The following is a 25,921-nucleotide window of genomic DNA, read 5'->3' on the forward strand; positions in this document are numbered from 1 at the left end:
ATCCATGCGCATCATGCCGTTCTACTTACCCCGCCCGTCCACGCGCGTCGTCGTTCCGCTTGCCCTCGTGGTCGTGATCCTGTTTGGCCTCCTGGCTGTCACGGTGCCGGAATACTTCGAGGCCAGCACCGCCGACGCCTATATCGATGCGCATATCGAGCAGATCAGTCCTCATGTGCCCGCCTATGTCCGGGCGCTGCATGTGAACGACAACACTTATGTGCATCGTGGCGACCTCCTCGTTGAACTTGATCCGCGTGATTACGAGGCGCAACTTGCCATTGCGCGAGCAAACATCGCAGCGGCGTCGTCCCGCCTAGAAGATGCACGAAATCGCGTCGCGGTCGTCGCGGCCGCCGTGCGGGAAGCGCAGTCGCGGGTCGAGGTCAATGAGGCGCACGTCCGTCTTGCACTGGTCTCGCTTCGGCGCCTGCTCGCCGTGACCGATGCGCGGGCCGTCTCGACTCAAAGTGTCGATGATGCCACGGCCGCACTTGCGGCGGCGCAGGCCGATCTTTCGGCCTCCCGGTCGGTGGTGCAGGAGCAGACGGCGCAGGAGGCACTGGCGCGCTCCGAGGTCGAGACGACTGCCGTCGGTGTCGATCAGGCGCGCGCAAGCGAGGCACGTGAGGCGCTGTTGCTCTCCTACACCCGGATCACGTCGGACTGCGACTGCCGGGTGACGAACAAGACGGCCCAACGCGGCGACTACGTCCAGCCGGGGCAGGTTCTGTTCTCGCTCGTGCCCGATGCACCCTACGTTCTGGCGAACTACCGTGAGACGGAGCTGGCGCCGCTTCGGGTCGGGCAATCGGCGCTGGTCCGGGTTGATGCGCTTGGAGGTCGCATTTTGCATGCTCACGTCGACAGCTTTCAGGACGGCACGGGTTCGCGCTTCGCCCTCCTCCCCCCGCAGAATGCGACCGGTAATTTCATCAAGGTGGTGCAGCGCGTGCCGGTGAAGATCGTGTTTGACGAGTTGCCCCGATCGGGCGCGCTCCTCGCACCGGGCATGTCGGTGGAAACGGAGGTCTTCTTTGCCGGGCGGCCGCACTGGCTGGGGCTGTTCGAATGAGCGCCCGCCGGCTCCGGCTGCGCGACGCGCGTGCCCTCCTGCTCTTGTTACCAAGCCTCGTGAGCGCCTGTACCGTCGGGCCGGATTATCACGCGGCCCATCCTGTATTGCCGGACCGCTTCGCAGGCGCCAAGCCGGGTGCATTGCCCGACGAGGGGATGCGGTGGTGGACGGCTTTCGGAGACCAGACGCTCGACGACCTTGTCAGGACGGCGCTGGCCGACGCACCCACTATCGCCCAGGCCAATGCGCGCGTGGCGCAGGCGCGGGCGCTGGCAGGCGCCACTGGCGCGGAGCTCCTGCCGCAGGTCGACGCGGATGGTGCCTACACGCGCAATCTGGGCAGTCAGAACGTGCCGACGGGCGTGCGTCCGGGTGGCCTCGGGCGCGGCGTACACAGCAATATCTTCCAGGCTGGGTTCGACGCTTCGTGGGAGATCGACGTCTTCGGCGGTGTTCGGCGTCAGATCGAGGGGGCGCAAGGCCACTACCAGGCGGCGATCGAGGACCGGCGGGATGCTACCCTGACGCTGATCGCCGAGATCGCCCGTGCCTACTGGGACTTGCGCGGCGCGCAGGAAACGCTTGCGATCGCAAGGGCCAACGCCAACGCGCAGGCCGATACCGCTCATCTTGCCGCCGTGCGCCTATCAGCGGGGCTTTCGCCGGTCCTCGACCCACTGCGCGCGGACGCGCAGACCGCCGATGTCCGGGCCGACATTCCTGTTGCCTTGGCCGCGATCAGGGGGGATGTCGCCCGTATCGCCGCCCTGACCGGCCATCCGCCCGAGACGTTGATCGATCGCCTGGAGGTTGCAGGCCCACTGCCGCAGGCCATGCGGGATCCACCGCCGGGCCTGCCGTCAGATCTGCTCCGGCGGCGTCCCGACATCCGGGCGGCGGAACGAAGGATGCAGGAAGCCAATGCGCGGATCGGCGTCGCCACGTCCGACTATTACCCGCATTTCTACCTGACGGGCGTCGCCGGGATCCAGAGCCTGAACGCCGATCGCTTCTTCACCGGCGGCAGTCTGTATTATCAGGCTGGCCCGACCGTGCGCTGGCTAATCTTCGATGCCGGACGGACGCGTTTCCGCATCGAGGGCGAACGGGCGCGTACGGACGAAGCCTATGCCGCCTACCGGCAAGTAGTTCTGAACGCCTTGCGAGATGTCGAGACTGCCATGTCGGCCTACGCCCGCGCCCAGGATCGTAGCAACATGCTGGAGACCGAAACGCGCTCGGAACAGCATGCTCTTGACGTGGCGCAGCGTCTCTATCGGGTCGGCGCCACTGACTATCTCACAGTCCTGGACGCGCAGCGGACGTTGTATCGCGCCCAGACCCTCAAGGCGCAGAGCGATCGCGACTGTGCGGTCGATCTTGTCGCCTTTTACAAGGCGCTCGGCGGCGGGTGGCAGGATGTCCCTGCGATAGGCGAGCCCAATTTCGCGAGGAGCCGCTGATGTCCGCCCTTACCCTGTTTGGCCGCCTGGCCCTGACCGCCTTCTTCTGGGGCACGGCGGTACAGAGTCTCCTCGATCTTGATGCGGCCACGCAGGAGATGCGCAGCTTTGGTTTGCCGTTGCCCTCGATCACGATCTGGGCCGTCATCGCACTAAAGCTGACCGGGACGGTCGCCATCTTGATCGATCCATCCGGCTGGGGACGCATCGGCGCGGCAGCGCTCGGGCTGTTCACCATCGCTACCATTCCGATCGCCTACCCTTTTTGGTCGCTTGGCGGCCCCGCTCATGGAAAGGCAGTTCAGGCGGCTCTCGAACATCTCAGCGTCATCGGAGGCCTCGTAATCGCAAGCCTCTAACGAACAACGATTGCGAACGAAAAGCCTCGCGCGAGGATCCGGTTTTAAAAATTGAGCCGCCCCCGGACTGACGGAGACTTTTGCATGTCCGCTATGCGAAAGCGTGCAGCTGCGCTCTGGCGTCCGAGAAGACGGCGGAAGCGGACATAGCTCTGGATGCATAAGCTTTACGCTTTATGAGGGTAGGGGGCATTTATTTCAGTAAGAGGTCATGCGTGTGCCGAAAAAAGTTCATTAAAACAGCCTATTAATCCCGCTTTGCTCTCAACTTGCGGTTGCCTCAAGCTGAGAAGCAATCCTGCCCCCGCAACCACCGATACCGACTTTGACGTTTTCGCAAGTCCTTTCAAAGGCTTGCCTGATTTCGTGTCCTTCTGGTTCACGAATCTCAGCAGCGTGCCAAGCTCGCCATAGAGTGTTGCGAAGATCTCGCCGCGCTTATCACCCGGTGACAGGACGATCTTCTCGACCAGCGCGCGGATGGCCTCGGAGGCCTCGGCCCGGTCTTCTGGCTGGTTCAGGCTCTCGGTCAGGCGCTCCACCTTCTTTTTGAAGACGGCTGCGACATTTGGATGAATGTCGAGCGTGTCCTCCAGTTCGGAGGAGAGCAGGGCGTTCAGCTCGACTTCGCGGTCGCGAAGCTCCTGCATGCGCGCTTTCACGTGAAGGTCGAACATCCCGTTCTCAATCGCGGTCATGATGCCGGCGATACCCTTCTCGACCTTCGCCAATTCGGCCTTGTAGCCAGCGCTATTGGCGCGACGTTCGTGGTTCAGCCGGTTGGTCTCTTCCGCATAGGCTTTCATGGCCGCAGCGGCGGCTTCGGGGGTCATCAGCTTGTGTTTGAGGCCGGCGAGCACGCGTTCTTCAAGATCGGGGCGCAGGATCGTCGCCTTGTTATGGCAGGAACAGTTAGCGATCCGGTTTGAGCAGGCATAGCGGTCCTTCTCGCGAAGCGAATAGGTGCCGCCGCAGACGCCGCAGAAAATCATCCCCGAGAACAGGGATTTGGGACGGCGCATGCCGTTCATGCGGTTCACGGCCGACGTCCTGACGGCCGCGATGACGTTGACATATTGCGCCGCGATCTTCGTCTGGCGCTCGCGGACGGCCTGCCAGAGCGCGTCATCGACGATGCGCAGTTCCGGCACGTCGGTCGTGATCCAGGCGGATTCCGGGTTCAGACGCGAGACCCGCTTCCCGGTGGACGGATCCTTGATATAGCGAAGCCGGTTCCAGACGAGGCGGCCCACGTAAAGTTCGTTGTTGACGATGCCCGTGCCGCGCTGGACGTGGCCCCGGATCGTGGTGTCGATCCATGGCTTGCCGTTGGGGCCGGGGATGCCGTCGTCGTTGAGGGTGCGGGCGATCGCGCGCGGGCCGACGCCAGATGCGAAGTCCCGGAAGATGCGGCGCACCACATTGGCTTCGTTCGGGTCGATCTCGCGGTCCCCCCGGATCGGATCGCCTCGTGTATCCAGCTTCTTGATGACCTTGTAGCCGTAGCACAGGCCGCCACCGGATTTGCCCTCCTCGACGCGCCCTCGAATGCCCCGATGGGTCTTCTGCGCCAGGTCTTTCAGGAACAGCGCGTTCATCGTGCCCTTGAGGCCGACATGCAGTTCGGAGATTTCGCCCTCGGCGAGAGTGACGATCCTCACGCCTGCGAATTTCAGGTGCTTGAACAGGGTGGCGACATCCGCCTGGTCGCGGCTGATGCGGTCCAGCGCCTCGGCCAGCACGATGGTGAAGTCGCCGCGCTGCGCATCCTGCAACAGGGTCTGGATGCCGGGGCGCAGGATCATCGACGCCCCGGAGATGCCCGCATCCTTGTAGGCGCCGGCGACCTTCCATTTCTCGCGCTTTGCGTGTTCACGGCAGATGCGGAACTGGTCCTCGATCGAGGCCGCCCGCTGGTTGTCGGAGGAATAGCGGGCATAGAGCGCGACGCGGATCATGGCGGGACTCCAGGCTGGTCTTTCGGCAGGGGAAGGCGAAAGAGGTTACCCTGGGTCCGCCCTCTGGCCGGTAGTCAATTCGGCGGGACGTCGATCACGATTTCTGTCTGGACGCGGATTGACGGCGGCGTCGGCTGCGCTTCTGGCGCTCGTGGTCTTCGCGCGCCATCTGTCGACCGATCATGCGGGCCAGGCGCAGCACTGTGGCGTCCGTCAGATGTGGCGAGGCGTCGTTCTGCTCCGGCAGGATGACGTCGATCCGTGTGATCTTGCCGGGTGTGCCCATGGCTCTTCTCCGGGTGGTTTCGGAAACCATTGGTCAGGGTCATGATCTGTCGGGAAAGTTCTAAATCGCGCCATGCGGCAGTCGGCGGTGTTTGCGTACGTAATCGGATGGATTGGCGGCCGGCGAAAATACTTCCATGGCGACCGGATGGCGCGATGGGGAGTCGCCTGGATCGGTGGCGGGCGAGGCCGGAAAGGGAGAGGGAAGCCGGCAAGGGGGTGAGTCGATGTCGTCATTAGAGAGCGCGGCGGCCGGCTCGATCCATCCCAGCGTCTCCCAGGATTCTTTTCATGAGCAAGTTTTCTCCTATGGTGGCCATGCCGGCCGGGTCGTTTCCGCGTGCCGTGGTGTTCGGCGCCAGCCATCGCTCTTTCTCGCGCACGACAGGTCTCACGCTGCGCCGATACGGCAATGCGTCTTTCGGTGTGGGCGACATATCGGAAATCCCGTTTAAAAAGGCGAAGTGTCGCGCTTCGATGGGAGCGGTCCGTCGGTCACGGATCGACGGCAGCCGTTCCGTACGACGACATTTCTGTCAGGAAGGCAAGAGAGCGAAACCGCCTTGCCTTTGTCAGAAGGCGACGACCCTCCCGGCCCGGACAAGTCAGGTGCTTCGTCCGGTGCAACGCATCGACACGTCTCGCCTGAAACACCGGTAGGCGATATACTTGCCGAGAAGCGCCGCAACGTGATCCTCAATGGCGACAGCATCGAACTGATGCGGCGTATGGACCGGGATTCGGTCGATTTCATTCTCACCGATCCGCCCTATCTGGTCAGCTACAAGGGCCGGGACGGCCGGCATCTGCGGAATGACGACAATGCGCGCTGGCTCCGGCCGTCGGTCAACCAGATGCACCGCATCCTGAAACCGGGTGGCTTCGCGATCTCGTTTTATGGCTGGAACAGGATCGATCTGTTTGCCGAAGCTTGGAAGGCGGCTGGGTTCCGCATGGTCGGACACATCGTCTTCCGCAAGTCCTATGCGTCTTCGTCCCGTTTCCTTCGGTATGAGCATAAATGCGCCTACCTGCTGGCAAAGGGCGACGTCACACCACCGGCCCGGACGGTCCCCGACGTGATCGACATGCCCTATTCAGGCAACCGGCTGCATCCTACGCAGAAGCCGGTGGAGGCGTTGCTGCCTCTGGTGGAAGTCTTCTGCCCGCCCGGCGGTTTGGTCCTGGATCCGTTCTGCGGGTCCGGCTCCTCCCTCGTGGCGGCCCGTGATCTCGGGCGGGACTGGATCGGTATGGATCTCGATCCGGATCATGCCGCAACCGCGGCCCGTCGGCTTGCAAGCCATGACGGAGAGAGAGTGGCGGGGTAGCCGGTCCGGCGATTGGCGGTGGTGAATGTTCGGTGCCGTGTCCTGAAATCTCTCGATAACCGCTCATTTTTATGGATGTTTCGGAGGCGGCGCCACATGAATGTCGTGTTCGGGCTGCGTTCGAGATGATGCCAGGAGGTGCTCCATGATGCTCGGTTTCGGCATAGTGCTCGGTTTGTCGGTATAGGCTTCCTATGCTGGCTGCTGTTCATCGCCCAGGTCGTGCTGGCCACGTCGCGCGATCCAGTGATCAGGGGTGCTGTTTCCGTCGTGTTGGCGCTGCCGGCCGCGCTGGTCGGGTTCAGCATGACGCTCGGCTTCTCGGGCCTTGGCGGGATGGGCGTCGTTCCCGAATACATTCTCGCAACCTTTGGCGCACTTTGTGTCGGTGGGGTGGCTTGGTCCCAACTTTGCGCCGAGCCCGAGGCGACATGAGTGCGCCCGTACGCCATGATCATGGCATGTTGACGGCCGCGCGTGCATATAACCGGTAACCGTAATTGTGGCCGCCACGAAGGCGAAAGCCTCACTTCTGCTATTCAGGGCGCAGATGGTCGGCATTGGGGGGCAGTCGAATGTCCGCAATGGGCATTTTCGACAAAGCATCTGAGATTTCGGTATTTCGAGAAGCTTCTAGGTTTCCCTTTTTTGGTGATAGCCATCAAAACTCATTCATGAATTGTGAATATGACCTCATGCGCAATAAATCGTCTAATCATTGAAGTCTGCCAGCCTTACACTTTGCCCGTGGAATTTCGCCGTAAGGGGCCTTGCGTTGGTCGAGACATTTTCAGGGCGAGTCGCATTCGTAACAGGCGCAGCAGCCGGGACTATCAGCCCGCAAAACAGTACGGCCGATCTGTCCGAAGCGGAATGGGACCGGATCATGTCGGTTAACCTGCGCGGCACATGGTATTGCATGACGCATGAACTGCGTCGGATGCTGGCGCAGGAATGCGGTGCCATCGTCAATGCCTCGTCTACCGGTCGCCTGAACGGAATTGCCGGACTTCCAGCTTATGTCGCAAGCGCTGTACTTTGGTTATGCAGCCCCGGTTCAAGCTTCGTGCCGGAGCATGCTCCGGCGGTCATTCCGTTACAAAAATAGAAAGGAATCGACTGATGGCTAATACTCCTTCAGCCGCCCGGAAAGCCTTTGGTGATATTGCGCCGGGTCTTGCCGATTATACGGATCAGGTGCTGTTCGGTGATGTCTGGGAACGCCCTGGCCTCGCGCCGCGAGAGCGCTGCATCGTAACAGTCAGCAGCCTGATCTCGCTCTACCGCACCAATGAACTGGGCTTTCATATCCGCAAGGCACTCGCGACCGGCGTCACTCAGGCGGAAATCATCGAGATCATCACACATCTGGCGTTCTACGCGGGATGGCCCACAGCCTCCACGGCCCTGACCATCGCACGGGGCATTTTTGACGAAAAGAAGGACTGACACTATGGCACAGAACATTGAAGGCAAGGTCGTCGTTGTCACCGGTGCCAGCAGTGGTCTCGGCGAAGCCGCGGTTCGCCGTCTTGCGGCGGACGGTGCGAAAATCGTCATCGGTGCCCGGCGCATGGACAAGCTGGAGGCTCTGGCCAACGCACTCTCGCTGGGGGCTGAGGCAGCCGTGAAAACGGATGTCACACAACTGGAGCAGGTTCAGGCGCTGGTCGACCGCGCGGTAAAGCTGCATGGCCGTATTGACGTCATCATCAACAATGCCGGCCTGATGCCCCATTCATCCCTGGAAAAACTGCGGGTCGATGACTGGGACCGCATGATCGACGTCAACCTCAAGGGCACACTTTACGGAATTGCCGCCGCCCTGCCGCATATGAAGGCACAGAAGAGCGGACAGGTTATCAATGTCTCCTCAGTCGCAGGGCACAAGGTTGGTCCCGGCGGGGCCGTCTATTCCGCCACCAAGACGGCAGTAAGGGTCATCTCCGAAGGTCTGCGTCAGGAGGTCAAACCCTTCAATATCCGTACGACCGTCATCTCTCCCGGTGCCGTCCGTTCAGAACTTCCCGAAAGCGTGACAGACCCCGATACGGCGAAGACTATTCAGGAGTTCTACGAACAATACGCCATCCCGGCAGATTCGTTCGCCCGTGCGGTCGCCTTTGCCATGAGCCAGCCGGAAGAGGTCGATATCAATGAGATCCTGTTCCGCCCTACGGCACAGGTATACTGACCGTGACCCGACCTGTCATTATCTGCCACATGATCAGTTCCGTCGATGGCCGTATCGTGACCGGTCGTTGGACGCCGCCCGTCGATGGCACGGGCCGGGACGCCCTCGTAAACCAGTATTTCGATATTGAAAAAAATTACGACGCTGATGGCTGGATCATCGGGCGGACGACGGCCTCAGAGCATTTCGTCAAGACCGCGGAGCCGAGGAAAGGCTCGACAGGTGGACTTCCACGGGAACCGTACGTCGCACACCCTTCAGCGGAACGACTGGCCATCATCATGGACCATCACGGCAGGTTGCAATACGAGCGGTCCGATATTGAAGGCGATCATATTGTCGCCGTGCTGGGTGAAACTGTTGCTGACGAGTATCTGCAAAGTCTTCAGGACCGTGGTATTTCCTATTGCTTCGCAGGCTCCGATGGACACGACATCCGCAAAGCGGTGGACGTTCTGGGGCGTGTCTTCGGTTGCCGCAAAGTTCTTCTTGAAGGAGGCGGACGGATCAATGGTGCGTTCCTCAAGGCTGGTATCATCGACGAGATCAGCCTGCTGATCTATCCCGGCATTGATGGACTATCGGGGGTTGCCAGCAGTTTTGACTGGCCGGGGGCCAGGAATGAACAGCCTGCATCCGGGCAGGCTCTACGCCTGAAGCATGTCGAAAAGCGCCAGGATGACGTTATCTGGCTGCAATGTCGTGTAGAACGATCCGGTTCGTAACACCTCCTATCCGCGGTAACGCAAGGCTTCGACAACCAGGCGAAAGGCGGCGGAAGACTGACGCCGACTGGGATAATACAAGTGATACCCCGGAAAAGGTGGGCACCAGTCGTCCAGCACACGGATCAGGCGTCGGTCCTCGAGATAGGGTGTGATCTGATCCTCCATCAGGCATGCCAGCCCGAAACCATCGAGGGCCGCCTGCCGGATCATGAGTGTCGTGTTGAACGTCAGTTGCCCATCCACGCGGACACGAAGGGTGCGACGACCTTTTTCCAGTTCCCATGCATAGACGCCTCCCGCAGTCGGAAGCCGGAGATTGATACAGATGTGCTGTGACAGGTCCTGCGGTGTACGCGGGATTGAGTGCGCTTCGAAATAGGACGGTGCGCCCACGACCGCCATGCGCAGCGGGGCACCGATGGGGACGGCGATCATATCACGCGCAATGGTTTCTTCCAGCCTCACGCCAGCGTCGAAACGTTCGGCGACGATGTCTGTCAGGCTTGAATCTATCGTCAGTTCGACATGCAGGTCGGGGTATTCCGGAAGAAGCTTTCGCAGTGCCGGCCAGAGCACCGTGGTCGCGGCATGTTCTGACGTCGTGATCCGCACAGTTCCAGTGGGCCTGTCCGAAAGTTCGCTGATGGAGGCAATCTCACCGGCAATCGTGTCCAGCGCCGGCACAAGCGTGCTCAACAGGCGCTCACCCGCTTCCGTAGGAGACACACGTCGGGTCGTGCGCGTCAGAAGCCTGACGTTCAACCGGGATTCCAGTCGTCGGATCGTATGACTCAGCGTTGACTGGGACGTCCCGAGTTTTGCCGCCGCACGCGTGAAACTCTGCTCCTCGGCGACCGCCATGAAAGCATTGAGATCGACCAGTTCCTCGCGCCTCATTCATGAACTCCTGATATAAGATCAAGCGCATCATACCATCTAATCATCGGAATGGCGTCATGCTTGAATGAGTTTTTGAATCTGACAGGATCCGCTCTCTCGTGACCTGTCTCGAAAGGAAAAGAACTCATGGATATTCGACGCCCCGGTTTTAAACCGTCAGTCCAAGGTCCGGCGGAATGGTTCACTGGCAACGTGCGCGTGGATGCACCATTCGCGGGAAGCGGGGCACTCGCCTGCGCGACCGTAACCTTCGAGCCCGGCGCCCGTACGGCCTGGCATACGCACCCGCTCGGCCAGACAATTCTGATTACGGCGGGCCTTGGCTGGGTCCAGCGCGATGGCGGTCCGATCGAGGACGTGCGTCCCGGCGATATCGTGTGGTTCGAGCCTGGTGAAAAGCACTGGCATGGTGCTTCGCCGGAATGCGCGATGACCCATATCGCCATTACGGAATCCAAGGATGGCAAGTCTTCGGATTGGATGGAGCATGTCAGCGACGCACAGTACCAGCGCTGAGATTTTTTGGGAGCAGCTGGGGGCAAAAGCCCCGGAAGTTTCGGCTATCCGGTCTGGCTGAAGGATCGGGCCGGATGATAGTCACGATAATAAGGGACAAAAACTGCTGATGCCGGAGGCCAGAATCCCCGATGCGACCGTACTGTCTCGTCGCAAGGGTATGCAGCAATGGCACATACTGGTGGTCCTCAGCGTTCTGATGGGGTTCGCGTCCATCTCGACGGATTTCTATCTCCCCGCGATGCCCGAAATGGCACGGTCGCTTTCGGCCAGTGCCGGACAGGTAGCGCTGACGGTCTCCGGCTATCTGGCAGGCTTCAGCCTGGGGCAGCTCTTCTGGGGGCCTGTAGGCGATCGCTACGGTCGTCGTCTGCCGATCGCTGTCGGGCTCGCTATGTTCACGTGCGGATCGGCGGGCTGCGCACTGTCATCAACCATCACGACCATGATCATCTGGCGGGTGGTGCAGGCAGTCGGGGCATGTGCCAGCGTGGTTCTCGCCCGGGCAATGGTGCGGGACCTGTATCATGGTGCCCGCGCCACACAGATGCTCTCGACCCTGATGACCATCATGGCAATCGCGCCCCTGATCGCACCGTTGCTGGGAGGACAAATCCTGCAACTTAGTGGGTGGCGCGCCATTTTCTGGATATTGGTTGTTGTCGGTATCCTGACGTCGCTTGCGCTTTTTTCCGTGCCGGAAACATTGTCTCCCGAGAAACGGCATACCGACCGGATTTCAAACGCTTTCCTGCGCTATGGCGCTCTTCTCCGACAGCCCCGTCTGCTGGGTTACGCCGGTTCCGGCGGGTGTTTTTATGCTGGAATGTTCGCGTATATCTCCGGGTCACCTTTTGCGTACATCACCTATCACCATGTCCCGGAAACGCGATATGGACTGCTGTTTGGTGCCAGCATCATTGGCATCATGCTGACGAACCAGATCAATGCCCGGCTGGCTCATCGTCTTGGCAGTGACTGCCTCCTCAAACTGGGTTGCGTCGGGGCCATGCTGGCAGCCATCATGTTGATGGTCACGTCGTGGCTGGACCTGGGCGGTCTGTGGGGCCTGGCAATTCCTCTCTTTTTCTACGTTTCGATGGCCGGCTTCATCATCGCCAATTCTCTCGTTGGAGCATTGCACGATCATTCCGGGCAGGCTGGCACCGTTTCCGCTCTCGTCGGAGCCGTACATTACGGCAGCGGCATTGCGGGTTCGGCTCTTGTCGGCTTTTTCGCTGATGGCACGCCGGTTCCCATGAGTTGTATCATCGCCATCACCAGCATCGCCGGCTTTCTTTTCCTGATCCTTATCAGAAAGGTGAAGTCCACATTGCAGTAATACTTCTACAACGGATATCGACAGACTGCCTGTCAGATCAATTTCGCTAAAGAGTTTCCAAAAAATTGACCTCTATGTCTGAATTGAGGGGGGAGGGAGACGACGAAATCAGGCATTTCCCTTGTCTTATTCCCGCTCTGCGTCATGCCCACCGCAGCTTGATCGGTTCGGTGTCTTCATTCAACGCCCGGTGAGTTTTCCAGCCGGCACCGGGATCGGCGGCAGAGGGAGAGGGCTGTCCCGCTTCCGCGACGGGAGGGTCTGACGCGAGAGAGGCTCGCGCCACCCGTCGCGGAGTTTTCCGCCATGCTGGTTCTATCCAATCCGCTCGCGCGCCAGTGGGCGGCGCCCGAGACGATCCGCCTGCGCATCCTCAGCCTGGGCGCCGGCGTGCAGTCCACCACCCTGGCCCTGATGGCCGCCCAGGGCGAAATCGGGCAGATGCCGGATTGCGCCATCTTCGCCGATACCGGTTGGGAGCCACGAGCCGTCTATGAGCATCTGGCCTGGCTGCGTTCGCCCAACGTCCTGCCCTTTCCGGTCCATATCGTGTCGGCGGGCAATATTCGCGCGGGCATCCTGGCGGCCGCGCGCGGTCGGCGCTGGGCGTCGATCCCCGCCTATACGCGCACGCGCGTCGACGGTCGCGACGAGATCGGCATGATCGGCCGTCAATGCACGACGGAGCATAAGCTCGTGCCCATCCGTCGTAAGGTCCGGGCGCTGGCGGGGCTCACGCGGAAACGCTCGCCGCGTCACCCTGTGGTCGAGCAGTGGATCGGCATTTCCTTCGACGAACTGGTTCGGGCGAAATATTCGATCGAAGCGTGGCAGATCAACCGCTGGCCCTTGATCGAAAAGGCCATGACGCGCCGGGACTGCCTGCGCTGGCTGGAGCGGCATGGCTATCCGCGCCCGCCCAAGAGCAGCTGCCTCGGCTGCCCGTTCCATTCCGATGCGGCCTGGCGGGAAATTCGGGACCATGACCCGGAGGGATGGGCGGACGTCGTGTCCGTTGATCAGGCGATGCGGCGCGGCCTGCGCGGTATCCGTGGCGAGGTCTTTCTGCATCGCTCCGCTACGCCGCTGAAGGACGCGCCGCTGACGGATGAGGAAAAGACCGGCCAGCCGGATCTGTTCCTCGACGAGTGTGACGGGATGTGCGGCGTGTGAGGCCGGCAGAGAGGCAGAGGGAAGGAAGGGATGTCGTGACGGGTTTGAAAGGGGGAAGAGAGGCTTCCATCCGCCCGCCGTGGAGTTTCCCAACATGGCAAGCGCCATCCAGAAAATCACCTTGAATCCTTCCCGCGACATCCCGTTCGGTAAGCTGGTCCTGTCGCAGGCGAACGTCCGGCGCGTGAAGTCCGGCCTGTCGATCGACGATCTGGCCGCCGATATCGAGCGCCGGGGTCTGCTCCAGAGCCTCAATGTCCGTCCGGTCCTCAATGCCGAGGGCGCCGAGACCGGCACGTTCGAGGTTCCCGCCGGCGGACGCCGGTTTCGCGCGCTGGAACTGCTGGTCAAGCAGAAGAAGCTCGCGAAGACGGCGCCGATCCCTTGTGTTGTGCGGGACGCCAACTCGCCGATTCCGGCCGAGGAAGATTCGCTCGCCGAGAATGTCCGGCGCGTGGATCTGCACCCGCTGGACCAGTTCCGGGCTTTCCGCTCGCTGCTGGAAAAGGGCCAGTCGGAAGAGGAAATCGCCGCCCGGTTCTTCGTCACGCCCGCCGTGGTCCGGCAGCGCCTGCGGCTGATCACGGTTTCGGAGACGCTGCTGGCCGTCTACGAGGAGGACGGCATGCGGCTCGACCAGCTCATGGCGTTCGCGATCAGCGATGATCCAGTCCGTCAGGAGCAGGTCTGGGACATGCTGGCAAACAGCCATAACCGCGAGCCGCATCTGATCCGCCGGATGCTGACCGAGAAGACGGTCCGTGCCTCGGACTACCGCGTGCGCTTCGCCGGGCTGGATGCCTATGTCGCCGCCGGCGGCCGGATCATGCGTGATCTGTTCGCACCCGACGGCGGCGGCTGGCTGGAGGATGTCGCGATCCTCGACCGGCTGGTGCAGGAGAAGCTTGCGGCAGCCGTCGAGACGATCCGGGCTGAGGGCTGGAAATGGGTCGAGGCGGCATTGTCGTTTCCCTGGAACCACAAGCGCGGCTTCCAGGAAATCGACGCGACGCCGGTCCCGCTGTCCGAAGAGGATGCAGTCCGTCTCGCGGCACTCAATCATGAGCGTGAGGCGATCGAGGCCGAATACGCCCAGGCCGACGAGCTGCCCGACGCGGTCGATGCCTGGCTCGGGGAGATCGAGACGGAAATCGAGTCCTTGGAAACGAGGCCGATGATCTATGATCCGGCGGATATTGCGCGTGCCGGCGTGTTCGTCAGCCCCGACACTGATGGCACGCTGCTGGTCGAACGCGGTTTCGTCCGGCCGGAGGACAGTCAGCGGGAGGCCGACGAACACGGTATCGGGTCTGACGATACCGAGAGTGGATCCGACCATGAGCCGGGTGAGGATCACCAAGCCACGGACGGGGTACTACCGGCCGCCGAAGAACCGGAGGAAGACGGGCTGAAGCCGCTGCCGGACCGCCTGCTGACCGAATTGTCGGCCTGGCGGACGCTGGCCCTGCGCGACGCTTTCGCGCAGAATCCACATGTCGCGGTGACGGAGCTGCTGCATACGCTGGTGCGCAGCTTCTATTGGACGGTGCCGGGCGCGGACAGCCTCGAGGCCGACGTCCGGGATATCGCACTCCCGGTTCATTCCGTCGATCTGCCGGGCAGCATTCCCGCCCAGGCGCTGAAGCGGCGCAAGGCGGAATGGCAGCGTGATCTGCCGGAGGACGACGATGGGCTGTGGCGCTGGCTCGACCGGTTGGACGAAACCAGCCGGCAGGCGCTGCTGGCACATTGCCTCTCCTTCGGCATCAACGCGCTGTATGACCGGGCCATGCCGCATGGACGGTTCTCCCAGCGTACGATCGACGACCGGCTGGCGCGCGCCGACCGGCTGGCGACGGTCCTGCGGCTCGATCTGGTCGAGACGGGCTGGCAGCCGACGGTCGATAATTATCTTGGCCGCGTGACCAAGGCGCGGATTCTCGAGGCCCTGCGCGAGGCGCGGGGTGACGAGGCGGCGGAGCGCATCGCCCATCTCAAGAAGGGCGACATGGCGCGCGAGGCCGAGCGGCTGCTGGAGGGCTCCGGCTGGTTGCCCGAAGCGCTGCGGACCGCACTTCCCGCCGACATGGCCACCGAAGTGCCGGCCGCCGACATCGCTGCCGAATAACATTTCACATCCCTGATCGCTGCACGACCGCGACCCGCGTGCCTTGCGCGGGTCGCGGTCCCGCGCGTCTCCAACGATGGAGAAATCCGATGTCGCATTTCAACGTATTCATGACGGGCGAGGACGTCGAGGACCAGCTCGCGCCGTTCCAGGAAAACAACATGGGCGATTGCCCGCCCGAATATCTCTCGTTTTGTGATTGCCATGACGAATGTGTCGAGCGCTGGAAAGACGCCGACCAGAACGGTGTCCCGTTCAGGGAGCGATTCAGGACGTTCGATCTCTTCGTCAGGGAGTTCTTCGGCTACGTGCGCAATCATGATACCGGCCGCTACGGCTATTTCCACAATCCCGATGCCAAATGGGACTGGTATGAGATCGGTGGCCGGTGGTCCGGTCGGCTGATGATCCGACAGGAGGCTGCCGATGGTTATCAGCCTGTCCGCCCCTCTCGGGACGGAAGGCTCCTGGTCGATGCACCGCGACAGCCATGGCCCGCGAGAACGGTCGCCTCTATACCCATCCGGCTCTGAGGGATGTGCCGGGAGACGCGACGCTGAAAAGCAAGACCGCCCTGCAGCGCCTGGCCCAGCCGGAGGAGATCGCCGCCGCTGTTGCATTCCTTGTGTCCGAGGATGCCTCGTACATCACAGGCAGCACGCTCGCCGTGGATGGAGGCAGGCTGTAGGAAACGGAAACGCACGACGCGAAGTAAGAACGCAGTGAAATTTCCACGATCCCTCTGCCGGGTTGGGCGATATCGATGAACAGGAGATGCAAGCTAATATCAGAGTGCAGACAGGAAAGCCTTGATGCTTTCGAGGATCTGCCAGCGGTTCTGCTCCATGACCACCATGTGCGTTCCTTCCCCGATCTCGGTCCAGCGCCGATAGGGGGCGTTCTGAAAGCGCGGAAACAGGTTCGCCATCTGGGTGATGGTCACATCGCGGTCCCATTCCGCATGCAGCAGAAGGACCGGGACGGTTATGCCTTCGGGGTCATAGAAGGCTTTTCCGGCGGACCAGTATTCGCGGACATCCTGGATCACGCCTGCGGGCGCACGGATGATGCCATCGTGTTCCGCAGGGTCACTGGCGAGAATGATCGTAGCCCATTGCTCGAACCATCCCGCGGGAAGTAACCAGTCGCGTTTGTGTTCGGGCACGCCCTCCAGCCAGCGTTGGTGGAACGCCTGGACATCGAAGCGCCGATACGCGTGGACAGCCGATCTTGCCGGCAATCGACACCATCGCCATCCAGCGCGACGGATGCTCGCCCTCATGCTCCAGAACCAGCCGTACCGCACGGGCACGAACCTCAGGCGAAAACTTCTTCACAGAATTGCTCATCAGACCTTCTTCTCAGGTGGAAAGGTCTCCGCTAATCCCGGGGCGGTTCAGACTTCAGTTTGTCGGTAATCATGCGTTTTGGTCTGGCGCCCTGCTTCTTGAGAAGCCGCGTCAGCACCCGCCTCGCCGCTTTCGTGTTGCGTCGTCTTTGCAGGATTTCATCGAGAACGTAGCCGTCCTGATCGACCGCTCGCCACAGCCAGTGAACCTGACCACGGATCACGATCCGGACTTCATCAAGATGCCAGATATCCCCGGGTCTGGCTGCCTTACGGCGCAGCCTGCGCGCAAATGTCGCCTCGAATTTCACGCTCCAGCGGCGGATCGTCTCATACGACACGACAATCCCTCGTTCAAAAAGCATTTCCTCGATCAGGCGGAAGCTCAACGGGAACCGGAAATACAGCCACACAACATGCGCAATCAGATCACGGGGAAATCGATGGCGTTTGTAGATGGCAGCAGGGACACTCATGCAAGGTAATCTAAAACCACAACGTTAATGTGACAGCACCGGTTGAACGCGTTTGCGGGTGCAGGCTGATAATATACCCCCGATCGGTTGAGCCTCAGCATGGTGCATTGCCTGACGATCGGCAGAAGGGGACGTTGCGGGTCGATCATTTGCCACGTCTGGTCACGCCCAAGCGAACAGAGGCATCCCGCAAAAAATCCCGTTCCACCAAAAGCTGGCCGATCTTCGCGTGAAGCTTCGCGACCTCGGCCGCGCTCGTCACTGGCTCCGCAACTGCCTTCGCCGAAAAGGTCGCCGCCATGCCCTCGATCGCCTGACGCTTCCACTGGGCAATCATCGTCTGATGCACACCGTGCTTCGACGCCAGTTCCGACAATGTCTGCTCGCCGCGGATCGCCTCAAGAGCAACACGCGACTTGAACTCACCCGAATAGCGTTTCCTCGTAACCTTGCCCATCAGTCCCTGTTCCTATCCAGGCCGGGGATAGCTTATCACTCTGTCCAATTTTCCGGGACCAGCTCTTAGGCTTCCTTCCACTCTCGTGAAAATATCACACCATCAAACCCCGGGACTAAACACCTAGGATGCGCTTTCTAACGTTGGCATCCTGAACGCCATAACCGGCGGAATTGGGTCGGTGAAAAGGCGGACTTCGACAAGGCACGTATGGGCAGCACAACCCTGTGATAGGCCCGATGCCGCTTGGTCGCAGGTCAGGACATTTGGGTTTCCGTGATTGTCGCGCAGACCGTCGGCATCGGACCATGCACCTGTTGAAAGACGGACAACGCCGGGCATGATGGCGGGGTCCGGGATAGCGGCGGCAAGGCAGGCGCCACGTCCATTGAACAGTTCAACAATATCGCCTGCGTTGATGTTACGGGCTACGGCGTCGCACGGGCTGATGTAAACTGGCTCTCGGCCATGGATCTTTGCGCGGCGGCTGAGGGATGCGTGGTCGAGCTGGCTATGCAGGCGTGTGGCGGGTTGATCGGAAATCAGATGCAGCGGGTATTGTGTGGTAAGGGGCGATCCCAGCCATTCCGTAGGTGCGAGCCAGGCAGGATGGCCAAGGCAATCCGGCAGGTCGAGTTCGGCCAGAGCTTCGCAATAGAGCTCAAGACGTCCGCTGCGCGTGGGCAGGGGGTTGGCCAGCGGATTGGCCCGGAACGCCTCGAAAAGCACTTTGGGCCGAGCATGAGCGCCCAGATCTAGCAAGCCCTGATCCCAGAACGTATCGAAATCTGGAGTGGTGACATTGCACTTCGCCGCCCCGGTGCGAAAACCATCATACAGTGCGCGCAGCCATTCCATCTCCGTGCGCCCCTCCGTAAAGGCGGAGAGAAAGCCGAGCTTTTGTGCGATCCGGGCCAAAATTGCGTGATCGTCCAGAGCGTGGGCATGCGGGTCCGCCGCGCGTTGCATGGCGATCACCATGCCTTCCAGCGTTGCATAGCCGAGGTCGTTGCGTTCGAGCGTGGTTGTGGTGGGCAATACGATGTCGGCTGCACGCGCCATCGGCGTCCAGTATGGATCCTGAACGATGATCGTGTCCGGCCTGCGGAGCGCCTGACGGAGGCGATTCGTGTCCTGATGGTGGTGGAACGGATTGCCGCCAGCCCACCAGACGAGCCGGATGTCTGGATAGTGATGGGTTTTGCCTTCGTAGGTGAAGGCTGAACCTGGCGCCAGAAGCATGTCGGCGATGCGGGCGACCGGAATGAAGCGTACAACGGGGTTTTTGCCTTGATCGAGTGTCGGGCCCTTGAGGCGCATGTGTGGACTGCCGACGCTGTTCATCGCGCCGTATCCCAATGCAAAGCCGCCGCCCGGCAAGCCGATCTGCCCAAGACAAGCCGCGAGCGCCATGATCGTCCAGAATGGTTGCTCACCATGGGATGCGCGCTGGAGCGACCATGCGCAATTCAGCATCGTGCGCGTGGCCGCCATGTCGACGGCCAGAGCGCGGATGGTGGCGGACGGCACGCCCGTGATGCGTTCCGCCCAGGACGCGTCGCAGGGCGGCGTGCCTGTTGTGCCCCGAATGTATGCGAGGAATTGCTCGGCGCCGGTGCAATGAGATTCGAGAAAAGCGCGGTCGAGTGTCGCGGTTCGGTCCATCTCATGGATCAGCGCAAGCATGAGGGCAGTGTCGGTGTTGGGGCGGATCGGGATCCACGTGACGCCCGCCCCGGTATCGATATTGTCGGCGACGGGCGAAATGTTGATGAAGCGCACGCCGGCAGCCGCGGCCCGATGCAGGCCCTGCGGCACGCGATGCGTGCTGGCCCCGCCGGATGACACCTGCGCGCTTTTGGGAGATACGCCGCCGAACGTGACGAACAGACGTGTGTGGGCTGCGATCACATCCCACGACGTCGCCTCGTTCAGGATCGTATCAAGCGGGGCAGCCACATACGGCATGATGACGCGCCCGGCGCCGAGGCTATAGCTGTCGACGCTGCGGACATAGCCGCCGGACAGGTTGAGGAAACGATGAAGCTGGCTCTGCGCATGGTGAAACCGCCCGGCACTGGCCCATCCGTATGACCCGCCGAATACCGCTTCGTTGCCGTGGGTCGAGGTGATGCGGCGGTATTCATCCGCGACGATTTCGACTGCCTCGTCCCAGGGTACGGTCACGAAAGCGTCGGGCCCGGAATCCCCTCGACGGCCTCGGGTTTTTCTGTCCAGCCATGTCCGACGGATGGCTGGTCCCACGATGCGCAGCCGCATCACATCAGGACTGCGCTGATCCAGGCCAATCCGGTTCGGCGACGGATCAGCGGCGAATGGCGCAAGCGTTATGCCGTCTTTGCCACCTTGCTGAACTTCGTAAACTCCCCAATGGGCAGCGTTATATCTCCTGGACGTCATGATCTGTGACTTTCGTGCTGCCGGAGTCGTTGGAAGATGATGTGCCGAGTATGAGGAGCCCGGTTCCGCCACAGATCAGCAGGAGCGCCGTGCCGCAGAAAGGGAGCACGAAGCTTCCCGTCGCATCAAGGAGTCGCCCGGCTACGATGGGACAAATTATCCCCGCGATCATGCCGCATGTGTTGATCGCGGCATATGTGGTGGCCGATCCGGGCGCGCCCAAAAGCCGATCCGGGAGCGTCCAGAAAATCACATAGGCCGCATAGAGGCTGGCCAGCCCGCTAGTTGTGCATCCCAGAACCACGGCGATATTCGCAGTGTCGATCGCAAGCAACAGCAGGCAGGCGGCGCCGAGCGCGCAGGCTGCCAGACACAGCGTCACGCGATGCTCCGAAAAGCGATCAGCGAGGCGGCCGGCCACGATCATGGCGACCGCGGCGGCAGCGAACGGCAAGGACGAGAGCACGCCGACCATGCGGAGTGAGCCCACATGCGCCTCGGCGATGAGACGCGGCAGCCAGAAGCTGAAGATATCGTTGCCGCAGACAATTCCCAGAAAAGCGAACAGAATTACGGCCCAGCGTCTCACCTGCGGACGGGCAGCGCCTGCGACCGGTGTCCCAGGCTTTGGTGGCAGAGCGATGTTTCCGAATGCGCTCTTCTGCGCGGATGAAAGCCACGACGCATCGGCCGGAGAGTTGGGAAGGAGGAACAGAATCCACGTGCCGATAAGCAGGGCCGGGAATGCCTCGATCATGAACATCCACCGCCAGCCTGCGATTCCGAACAGCCCTTCGGCACGCGTCATGATGTCGCCCGATATCAGGCCGACTAGCACGCCCGACAGCGGGCCTGCGATCTGCTGGATCGAGATTGCCCGGCCAAGGCGCCTGTCCTGATACCACCGGCGAAGGAAATAAATGCATAGCGGGGAAAACCCGGCCTCGAATGCGCCGAGCAAAAAGCGCAGGCCAAACAAATGGGACTTCTGGGTGCACAGCGCCATCGCCATGCCCGCAAGCCCCCACAGGATCATGATGCGAGAGAAAGTCCTGGCGGCGCCGATACGTTCGAACAGCCACGCGCACGGGATCTGGAACAGGACATACCCGGTATAGAACAGGCCAATGGCCAGCCCGTAGTCCGTTTCCGTCAGGTGCAGCGTCTTGTCCATCCGCAGATGCGCAAACGAGATATTCGCCCGGTCGACACAGTTGACTACATACGCCAACGAGATGACGGCGAGGACGTTCCGATCGACGGCCCGATAGGCGGACTTCGTTACGGTATCGGTTTTCTCGTGGATCGACATGACTGTGGCAGGTTTCCGGCGGTGGATAGGTGCAGGCGAATGTTGCGGAGCGCCTGCGATAGATATATCATATATCAACTCGTCGATGCAGCTATGCCAAATATCGCGCATCGGGCGTGCCGCCAATCAGAAAAATGGACGATGTTCGCTATGAAGCTTGCTGATTTTGACCGGGTTCCCCTCGGGTTTCTGCCGACGCCTGTCGAGGCGATGGAGCGGCTTGGCGCCGAGCTCGGGATCGGTCTCCGGATCAAGCGCGATGACTATACGGGCTTCGGTGTCGGCGGAAACAAGATTCGCAAAATGGAATATCTGATGGCCGATGCGCGGTCGCAGGGTGCCAATGTGCTTATCACAACGGGCGGCCATCAATCCAACCATGCTCGGACGGTCGCGGCGGCGGCAGCAAAATTCGGGATGCGCTCGGTCCTGGTGCTGCGCGGCGATCGGCCCGACACGTATCAGGGCAATCTGTTGCTAGACCGTATTTTCGGCGCGGAACTCGAATTTCTGGATCCCGATGCCTATTTCGACCTGATCGAGGAACGGATGGAGGCACATGCCGAAGCCGCGCGCCAGAACGGAGAAGTGCCGTTCATCATTCCGCTAGGCGGCGCGAACGCCACCGGCGCGCTCGGCTATGTGCGTGCGGTTGAGGAAATGCGGGCGCAGTATGAGGCAAGCGGCGCGCGCGCGCCGGACGTTGTCCTTCTGCCATGCGGTTCAGGCGGCACGTTTGCGGGCCTTCTGGTCGGCTGCAAGATGTTCTGGCCGCAGACGCGTGTGATCGGCATCAGCGTTTCGCGCGATGCTGCCTGGTTCCAGGGTGTCGTCTCGAAGATCGCCAACGAGTGCGCGAACGTTCTGGGCGAGACGTTCAGGTGGCAGCCGGAAGACGTATCGGTTGCCGATCGTTTCGTCGGTACGCGTTATGGCGTGCCGAGCGATGATGGCAACAGCGCCATCCTGCGTGTGGGCCGCACCGAAGGTCTGCTGCTCGACCCGGTCTATACCGGCAAGGCGATGGCCGGCCTGTTCGGCTTGGTGGAGGACGGCACGATCGCGCAAGGGGCTGAGGTGACGTTCATTCATTGCGGTGGCTCTCCGGCGCTGTATCCGTTCGCCGAAACGCTGGTTGACGCCTGAGCCCATGACGATGCCCGACCTTTTGTCACCCCAAGCGGCCATGAGGTTGGGAGCTGTGCAATTCCTCGACGCAACATGGGCGCCGCCCTCGACCGGACGCGATGTGAGCGCCGAGTTTGCGGCTCGCAGGCTTCCGGGAGCCGTGCGGTTTGATATCGATCGGATCGCGGCTCCGGCGGTTCCAGGCGGCCCGGGGCGGATGCGGCCGGCGCTCGATGCGTTCGTGCCGCTTGTGGAGAAGGCGGGGATAGATCCGGCCCTGCCACTCGTCGTTTATGACCGCAACGGGCTCTATAGCGCGGCGCGAGTCTGGTGGTTGTTGCGGTCCTTCAGGGTTGCGCGGGTGGCTGTGCTCGATGGCGGCATGCCGACATGGGAGCGCGCCGAGGGCGCCATGGAAACCGGATTGCCTCCGCCTGTCCAGCCGACGGACTGGCGGGCGGTCGTCCTGAGCGACGATGCGGCTGCGACCTGCACGTGGCAGGACGTGTTGCAGGTGGTGGAGCATGGCGGCGCGCAGATCGTGGATGTGCGGCCGCCCGGGTTTTTCCGTGGCGATGTGACGGGCGTCTATACCGGCGTGCGTGCGGGACATATTCCGGGTGCTACAAACATTCCCTATGCGGAACTGATGGATGCGGACGGGTGCCTTCGAGCGCCGGATGTTCTTGCGGCCATCGTGGCCGGGAAGGGGATCGATCCGCATGCGCCGGTTATCGTTAGCTGCGGGTCGGGCGTGACGGCGTGCATTCTGGCGCTGGTGTTTGCGATCTGTGGCTGGCCGCGTCCAAGGATCTATGATGGATCATGGGAGGAATGGGGTGCGCGGCCGGACCTGCCGCTCGCCTGACATCGCGTCTCTCAGGATGCGTTGCCCGAGATTGCGTCTTTCAGAACGCACCGCCAGCGATCGCGTCCTTCAGGACGCGCGCGGCCAGGGCTATGTCGAAAATGTTTAGCCCGAAGCTCGAGAAATATAGGCTGTCCTGCGGCGGTGCCTGCCACGCATTGCTCACGGCATCGGTCAGATCGGCATCGAGGCACGCGCGCGGAAATCCGCCTGCGCGATAAAGCCGGAATAGGCTCTTGCCGCTGCGCTCGGCAAAGGATCCCCATCGATCGCCGGTGATGTGATCGAACTGCGTGATGGCATCGAATTCGACTTCATGGTGCCCGGCCTGAACGAAGGTGAGGCCGGGGCGCACGTGCCGCTGCATGATGAACGGCTCGACAGAACTCGTGCAGCAGAACACCGTGTCGGCAGCGCCGATCGCATCGTCCAGCGAGGTCGCGACATGCAGACGCGGATCATCGGCATGAGTGGCGCGCAGGGTCTGCGCCTGAGCCGGGTCGCGCGACCAGACCGCGAGGGTCTGCAACCCGGGGAGGGCCACGCTGGCCATGTCGACATGCGCGTGCGCATTGGCGCCGCCCCCGATCACGAGCGCATGGCGCACGCCTGCGGGTCGAAATGCACCGACGGCGACACCCGACACGGCCGCCGTCCGCGCATGTGTCAGCCCGTCGCTCTCGACTGCGCCCAGCAGCGCGCCGCTGCGACGGTCGTTCACAAGCGTCATGGAAACAGATGCGCCCTCTTCCGTCGGGCGAATCTGCCGATGCGCCGTCCATTTGACGCCCGCTGCCTGATAGTCGCCGCCAACCCAGGCGGGCAGCGCATAGGCGCGGGCATGGGGGCCAGCCTCTGGTGCGAGAGGCACGGAATTTTCAGCGTCCATGCCGGCATCACCTGCGGCAAACAGGGCGGTCGTGCGCCGAACATCGTCGATGGCGCGGAGAATGTCGTGGCCGCCAAGGGCGCTGACGGTGTTTGCGGACAGGACAATCATGATGCGCGGACAGCAAGCAAAGCGCGCGCGGTCCGGTCGATCCAGACGGACAGCGAGGTCATGAAGCGCGCAAGCCCTTCCAGCGTCACGAACTCATTGGCGGCATGGGCATGGCCGCCATGCCCTAGGCCGCCGAGCAGAAAGATGTCCGTCACGTCCTGGAACAGGCCACAAGGCATCGCGCCGACCGTCCAGGGCCAGATCTGGGGCGCAATCCCGAAATCCTCATATGTCTGCGTCAGGGCGATCACGGCAGGATGGTCGCTTCGGAAGGTCGCCCCGGCATAGCCGCTATCATGCGTCAGCGTGATGTCCGGGCCGAAATCCGCGATTTTCTGCCGGATGTCGGCCACCATCGCCTCAGGATCGCGGTTCGGCGGGCATCGCAGATCCCATGCCACCTGCGCGGACGGCGGAATGACGCCGCTGTCGGCGGTCCTGTCGGTGACAATCGACGAGATGTTGAGGTTGGCGGACATCAGCAATGCGGTGACGCGATCCTCGGTCGTGCCGTCGATCGCGTAGCGTTCCGATTTTCGGATTTGCAGTTCGCGTTGCGGGTCGAACTGATCGGCCAGTGTGCTGATCAGGTCGCACGTCTGTTGTGTGGGCGCGGTGCGCCCGAGCGCACCGGTGCTGTCGGGTGCGAGTGTCGCAAGCAGATGCACCAGACGCCATGCTGGGTTGGCGATCCATGGGCTGTTGGACGAGTGAATCGGGGCGGTGGGCCCGCCAGACGGCCCGCCGCGTGCCACGATCGTTCCGCGCGCGATCCCCTTGGAGCCGAGGAAGATCCGGGGTGGCGCGCCGCCATATTCGCAAAACGATGGAAAGAACGCGGCACCGGCGCGTGCAACGGTGCCGTTGCGCAGATACGTGCGCAGATCGGCGCTGCCGGTTTCTTCCTGCCCGTCGAGGATGATCTCGATGTTGGCCGGAAGGGCGTCGCGTTGCACGAGGTCGCGCAGCATCGCCAGCATCCCGGCGAGCGGGCCCTTGTTGTTCTCGGCACCCCGTCCGACGAAACTGGTGCCGATCCCCGGCAGGTCCACGATGCCGCCCACGAACGGATCGAGCACCCAGCCTTCGGCGCTGGCCGGCATGACGTCATACATGTTGTAGAGCAGCAGCGTGACCGGAAGGCCGCGATCGATCCGCGCGTGGATCAGATCTCGGGTCTCGCCCGGCTCGATAATCGCAGCGCCAAGTTCGTCGCGCAGGAAGGCCGTCAGCGCGCGGGCCATCTGGCGGCGCCCTGCCGTATTGTCGGCGGTGGAGCGCAGCGTCGTCCAGTCATGAAGCAGCGACAGCGTCTGATCCACGAGTGGCCGTGTGGCCTGCGCGATGGCGCTCATCGTCGGTCTCCCTGTGTCCGGGACTGCATATCGCACCGGGTCGATATGATCCAAAAATAAACTTGTTGATCGATGATATATGATATATCGAATTTGAAACC

The 25,921-nt window shown here is 61.9% G+C and carries 25 protein-coding genes and 3 pseudogenes; 17 read left to right on the forward strand and 11 right to left on the reverse strand.

Annotated elements, in window-relative coordinates; all coding sequences use genetic code 11:
- The first annotated feature begins 4 nt into the window (after window positions 1-4).
- Genes A0U93_RS00400 through A0U93_RS00410 form a run of 3 tightly spaced genes read left to right on the forward strand, consistent with a single transcriptional unit; the run spans window position 5 to window position 2,900 of the window.
- Window positions 5-1,075, forward strand: coding sequence for an HlyD family secretion protein (locus A0U93_RS00400; protein ID WP_077805622.1), 1,071 nt, complete (start codon window positions 5-7; stop codon window positions 1,073-1,075).
- The gene (locus tag A0U93_RS00405; protein ID WP_077805623.1) at window positions 1,072-2,541 is read left to right on the forward strand and encodes an efflux transporter outer membrane subunit; all 1,470 of its coding nucleotides are present in this window, start codon (window positions 1,072-1,074) and stop codon (window positions 2,539-2,541) included. Before A0U93_RS00400 ends, A0U93_RS00405 begins: the two co-directional genes overlap by 4 nt.
- Window positions 2,541-2,900, forward strand: a complete 360-nt coding sequence (locus A0U93_RS00410) for a DoxX family protein (RefSeq protein WP_077805624.1) — start codon at window positions 2,541-2,543, stop codon at window positions 2,898-2,900. The genes A0U93_RS00405 and A0U93_RS00410 overlap by 1 nt, the downstream gene beginning before the upstream one ends.
- A 209-nt stretch (window positions 2,901-3,109) precedes the next feature.
- Here the strand turns inward: A0U93_RS00410 and A0U93_RS00415 are convergent, their stop codons facing one another.
- Together A0U93_RS00415 and A0U93_RS00420 are read right to left on the reverse strand one after the other, a co-directional pair.
- On the reverse strand, window positions 3,110-4,858 hold the full coding sequence (locus tag A0U93_RS00415; protein WP_077805625.1) for a recombinase family protein: 1,749 nt from the start codon (window positions 4,856-4,858) through the stop codon (window positions 3,110-3,112).
- 94 nt (window positions 4,859-4,952) lie between these two features.
- The gene (locus A0U93_RS00420) at window positions 4,953-5,144 is read right to left on the reverse strand and encodes a hypothetical protein (RefSeq protein WP_077805626.1); all 192 of its coding nucleotides are present in this window, start codon (window positions 5,142-5,144) and stop codon (window positions 4,953-4,955) included.
- 664 nt (window positions 5,145-5,808) lie between these two features.
- On the opposite strand from A0U93_RS00420, the gene A0U93_RS00425 reads away from it, so the two are divergent.
- The 6 genes from A0U93_RS00425 to A0U93_RS00450 all read left to right on the forward strand — a co-directional run bounded on the left by A0U93_RS00425 (window position 5,809) and on the right by A0U93_RS00450 (window position 9,393).
- Window positions 5,809-6,474, forward strand: a complete 666-nt coding sequence (locus A0U93_RS00425) for a DNA methyltransferase (RefSeq protein WP_077808216.1) — start codon at window positions 5,809-5,811, stop codon at window positions 6,472-6,474.
- 138 nt (window positions 6,475-6,612) lie between these two features.
- Window positions 6,613-6,909, forward strand: a complete 297-nt coding sequence (locus A0U93_RS00430; protein ID WP_245824982.1) for a hypothetical protein — start codon at window positions 6,613-6,615, stop codon at window positions 6,907-6,909.
- 340 nt (window positions 6,910-7,249) lie between these two features.
- On the forward strand, window positions 7,250-7,582 hold the full coding sequence (locus tag A0U93_RS00435; RefSeq protein WP_170233462.1) for an SDR family NAD(P)-dependent oxidoreductase: 333 nt from the start codon (window positions 7,250-7,252) through the stop codon (window positions 7,580-7,582).
- Between the two features lie 14 nt (window positions 7,583-7,596).
- Window positions 7,597-7,923 carry a carboxymuconolactone decarboxylase family protein gene (locus A0U93_RS00440; RefSeq protein ID WP_077805628.1) on the forward strand — a complete coding sequence of 109 codons (327 nt, stop codon included), beginning with the start codon at window positions 7,597-7,599 and terminating at the stop codon, window positions 7,921-7,923.
- A 4-nt stretch (window positions 7,924-7,927) separates the two neighbouring features.
- Window positions 7,928-8,668 carry an SDR family oxidoreductase gene (locus A0U93_RS00445; protein ID WP_077805629.1) on the forward strand — a complete coding sequence of 247 codons (741 nt, stop codon included), beginning with the start codon at window positions 7,928-7,930 and terminating at the stop codon, window positions 8,666-8,668.
- A 2-nt stretch (window positions 8,669-8,670) separates the two neighbouring features.
- Window positions 8,671-9,393: a dihydrofolate reductase family protein gene (locus A0U93_RS00450; RefSeq protein WP_147151241.1), complete on the forward strand. Its 723-nt coding sequence runs from the start codon at window positions 8,671-8,673 to the stop codon at window positions 9,391-9,393.
- A gap of 6 nt (window positions 9,394-9,399) precedes the next feature.
- Here the strand turns inward: A0U93_RS00450 and A0U93_RS00455 are convergent, their stop codons facing one another.
- The gene (locus tag A0U93_RS00455) at window positions 9,400-10,293 is read right to left on the reverse strand and encodes a LysR family transcriptional regulator (protein WP_077805631.1); all 894 of its coding nucleotides are present in this window, start codon (window positions 10,291-10,293) and stop codon (window positions 9,400-9,402) included.
- 129 nt (window positions 10,294-10,422) lie between these two features.
- On the opposite strand from A0U93_RS00455, the gene A0U93_RS00460 reads away from it, so the two are divergent.
- The 6 genes from A0U93_RS00460 to A0U93_RS17160 all read left to right on the forward strand — a co-directional run bounded on the left by A0U93_RS00460 (window position 10,423) and on the right by A0U93_RS17160 (window position 16,143).
- Window positions 10,423-10,812, forward strand: a complete 390-nt coding sequence (locus A0U93_RS00460) for a (R)-mandelonitrile lyase (RefSeq protein ID WP_077805632.1) — start codon at window positions 10,423-10,425, stop codon at window positions 10,810-10,812.
- Window positions 10,813-10,921: 109 nt separating this feature from the next.
- Window positions 10,922-12,154, forward strand: a complete 1,233-nt coding sequence (locus A0U93_RS00465) for a multidrug effflux MFS transporter (RefSeq protein ID WP_077805633.1) — start codon at window positions 10,922-10,924, stop codon at window positions 12,152-12,154.
- Window positions 12,155-12,460: 306 nt separating this feature from the next.
- Entirely contained in the window at window positions 12,461-13,327 is an 867-nt protein-coding gene (locus A0U93_RS00470) for an adenine nucleotide alpha hydrolase family protein (RefSeq protein ID WP_077805634.1), read from the forward strand.
- Window positions 13,328-13,421: 94 nt separating this feature from the next.
- Complete coding sequence (locus A0U93_RS00475) at window positions 13,422-15,455, forward strand: ParB/RepB/Spo0J family partition protein (RefSeq protein ID WP_077808217.1); 2,034 nt, start codon at window positions 13,422-13,424, stop codon at window positions 15,453-15,455.
- 89 nt (window positions 15,456-15,544) lie between these two features.
- Complete coding sequence (locus A0U93_RS00480) at window positions 15,545-15,988, forward strand: hypothetical protein (protein WP_077805635.1); 444 nt, start codon at window positions 15,545-15,547, stop codon at window positions 15,986-15,988.
- The gene (locus tag A0U93_RS17160; RefSeq protein WP_211274031.1) at window positions 15,946-16,143 is read left to right on the forward strand and encodes an SDR family oxidoreductase; all 198 of its coding nucleotides are present in this window, start codon (window positions 15,946-15,948) and stop codon (window positions 16,141-16,143) included. The genes A0U93_RS00480 and A0U93_RS17160 overlap by 43 nt, the downstream gene beginning before the upstream one ends.
- A 99-nt stretch (window positions 16,144-16,242) precedes the next feature.
- Here the strand turns inward: A0U93_RS17160 and A0U93_RS16320 are convergent, their stop codons facing one another.
- The 6 genes and pseudogenes from A0U93_RS16320 to A0U93_RS00515 form a co-directional block, all read right to left on the reverse strand.
- Window positions 16,243-16,737 carry an alpha/beta fold hydrolase gene (locus A0U93_RS16320; protein ID WP_169852645.1) on the reverse strand — a complete coding sequence of 165 codons (495 nt, stop codon included), beginning with the start codon at window positions 16,735-16,737 and terminating at the stop codon, window positions 16,243-16,245.
- Window positions 16,676-16,804 (reverse strand): annotated as a pseudogene (locus tag A0U93_RS16070) (IS3 family transposase); the annotation flags it as partial. The pseudogene A0U93_RS16070 and the gene A0U93_RS16320, both read right to left, overlap by 62 nt.
- A 49-nt stretch (window positions 16,805-16,853) precedes the next feature.
- Window positions 16,854-17,243, reverse strand: a pseudogene (locus A0U93_RS00500) (IS6 family transposase); the annotation flags it as partial.
- A 77-nt stretch (window positions 17,244-17,320) separates the two neighbouring features.
- Window positions 17,321-17,736, reverse strand: a pseudogene (locus A0U93_RS00505) (transposase); the annotation flags it as partial.
- 123 nt (window positions 17,737-17,859) lie between these two features.
- Window positions 17,860-20,157 (reverse strand): molybdopterin-dependent oxidoreductase, encoded by a 2,298-nt coding sequence (locus tag A0U93_RS00510; RefSeq protein ID WP_077805638.1) that lies wholly within the window; start codon window positions 20,155-20,157, stop codon window positions 17,860-17,862.
- Window positions 20,138-21,469: an MFS transporter gene (locus A0U93_RS00515; protein ID WP_169852657.1), complete on the reverse strand. Its 1,332-nt coding sequence runs from the start codon at window positions 21,467-21,469 to the stop codon at window positions 20,138-20,140. Before A0U93_RS00515 ends, A0U93_RS00510 begins: the two co-directional genes overlap by 20 nt.
- 141 nt (window positions 21,470-21,610) lie before the next feature.
- Here A0U93_RS00515 and A0U93_RS00520 point away from each other — a divergent pair, with 141 nt between their 5' ends.
- Window positions 21,611-22,615: a 1-aminocyclopropane-1-carboxylate deaminase/D-cysteine desulfhydrase gene (locus A0U93_RS00520; protein WP_211274032.1), complete on the forward strand. Its 1,005-nt coding sequence runs from the start codon at window positions 21,611-21,613 to the stop codon at window positions 22,613-22,615.
- Between the two features lie 4 nt (window positions 22,616-22,619).
- Window positions 22,620-23,465 (forward strand): sulfurtransferase, encoded by an 846-nt coding sequence (locus A0U93_RS00525; RefSeq protein ID WP_077805641.1) that lies wholly within the window; start codon window positions 22,620-22,622, stop codon window positions 23,463-23,465.
- 40 nt (window positions 23,466-23,505) lie between these two features.
- On the opposite strand, the gene A0U93_RS00530 is transcribed toward A0U93_RS00525, so the two are convergent.
- Together A0U93_RS00530 and A0U93_RS00535 are read right to left on the reverse strand one after the other, a co-directional pair.
- The gene (locus tag A0U93_RS00530; protein WP_077805642.1) at window positions 23,506-24,465 is read right to left on the reverse strand and encodes a hypothetical protein; all 960 of its coding nucleotides are present in this window, start codon (window positions 24,463-24,465) and stop codon (window positions 23,506-23,508) included.
- Window positions 24,462-25,820 carry a M20/M25/M40 family metallo-hydrolase gene (locus tag A0U93_RS00535; protein WP_077805643.1) on the reverse strand — a complete coding sequence of 453 codons (1,359 nt, stop codon included), beginning with the start codon at window positions 25,818-25,820 and terminating at the stop codon, window positions 24,462-24,464. The genes A0U93_RS00530 and A0U93_RS00535 overlap by 4 nt, the downstream gene beginning before the upstream one ends.
- Between the last annotated feature and the right edge of the window lie 101 nt (window positions 25,821-25,921).

It is taken from the genome of Neoasaia chiangmaiensis, assembly GCF_002005465.1.
Classification (GTDB): domain Bacteria; phylum Pseudomonadota; class Alphaproteobacteria; order Acetobacterales; family Acetobacteraceae; genus Neoasaia; species Neoasaia chiangmaiensis.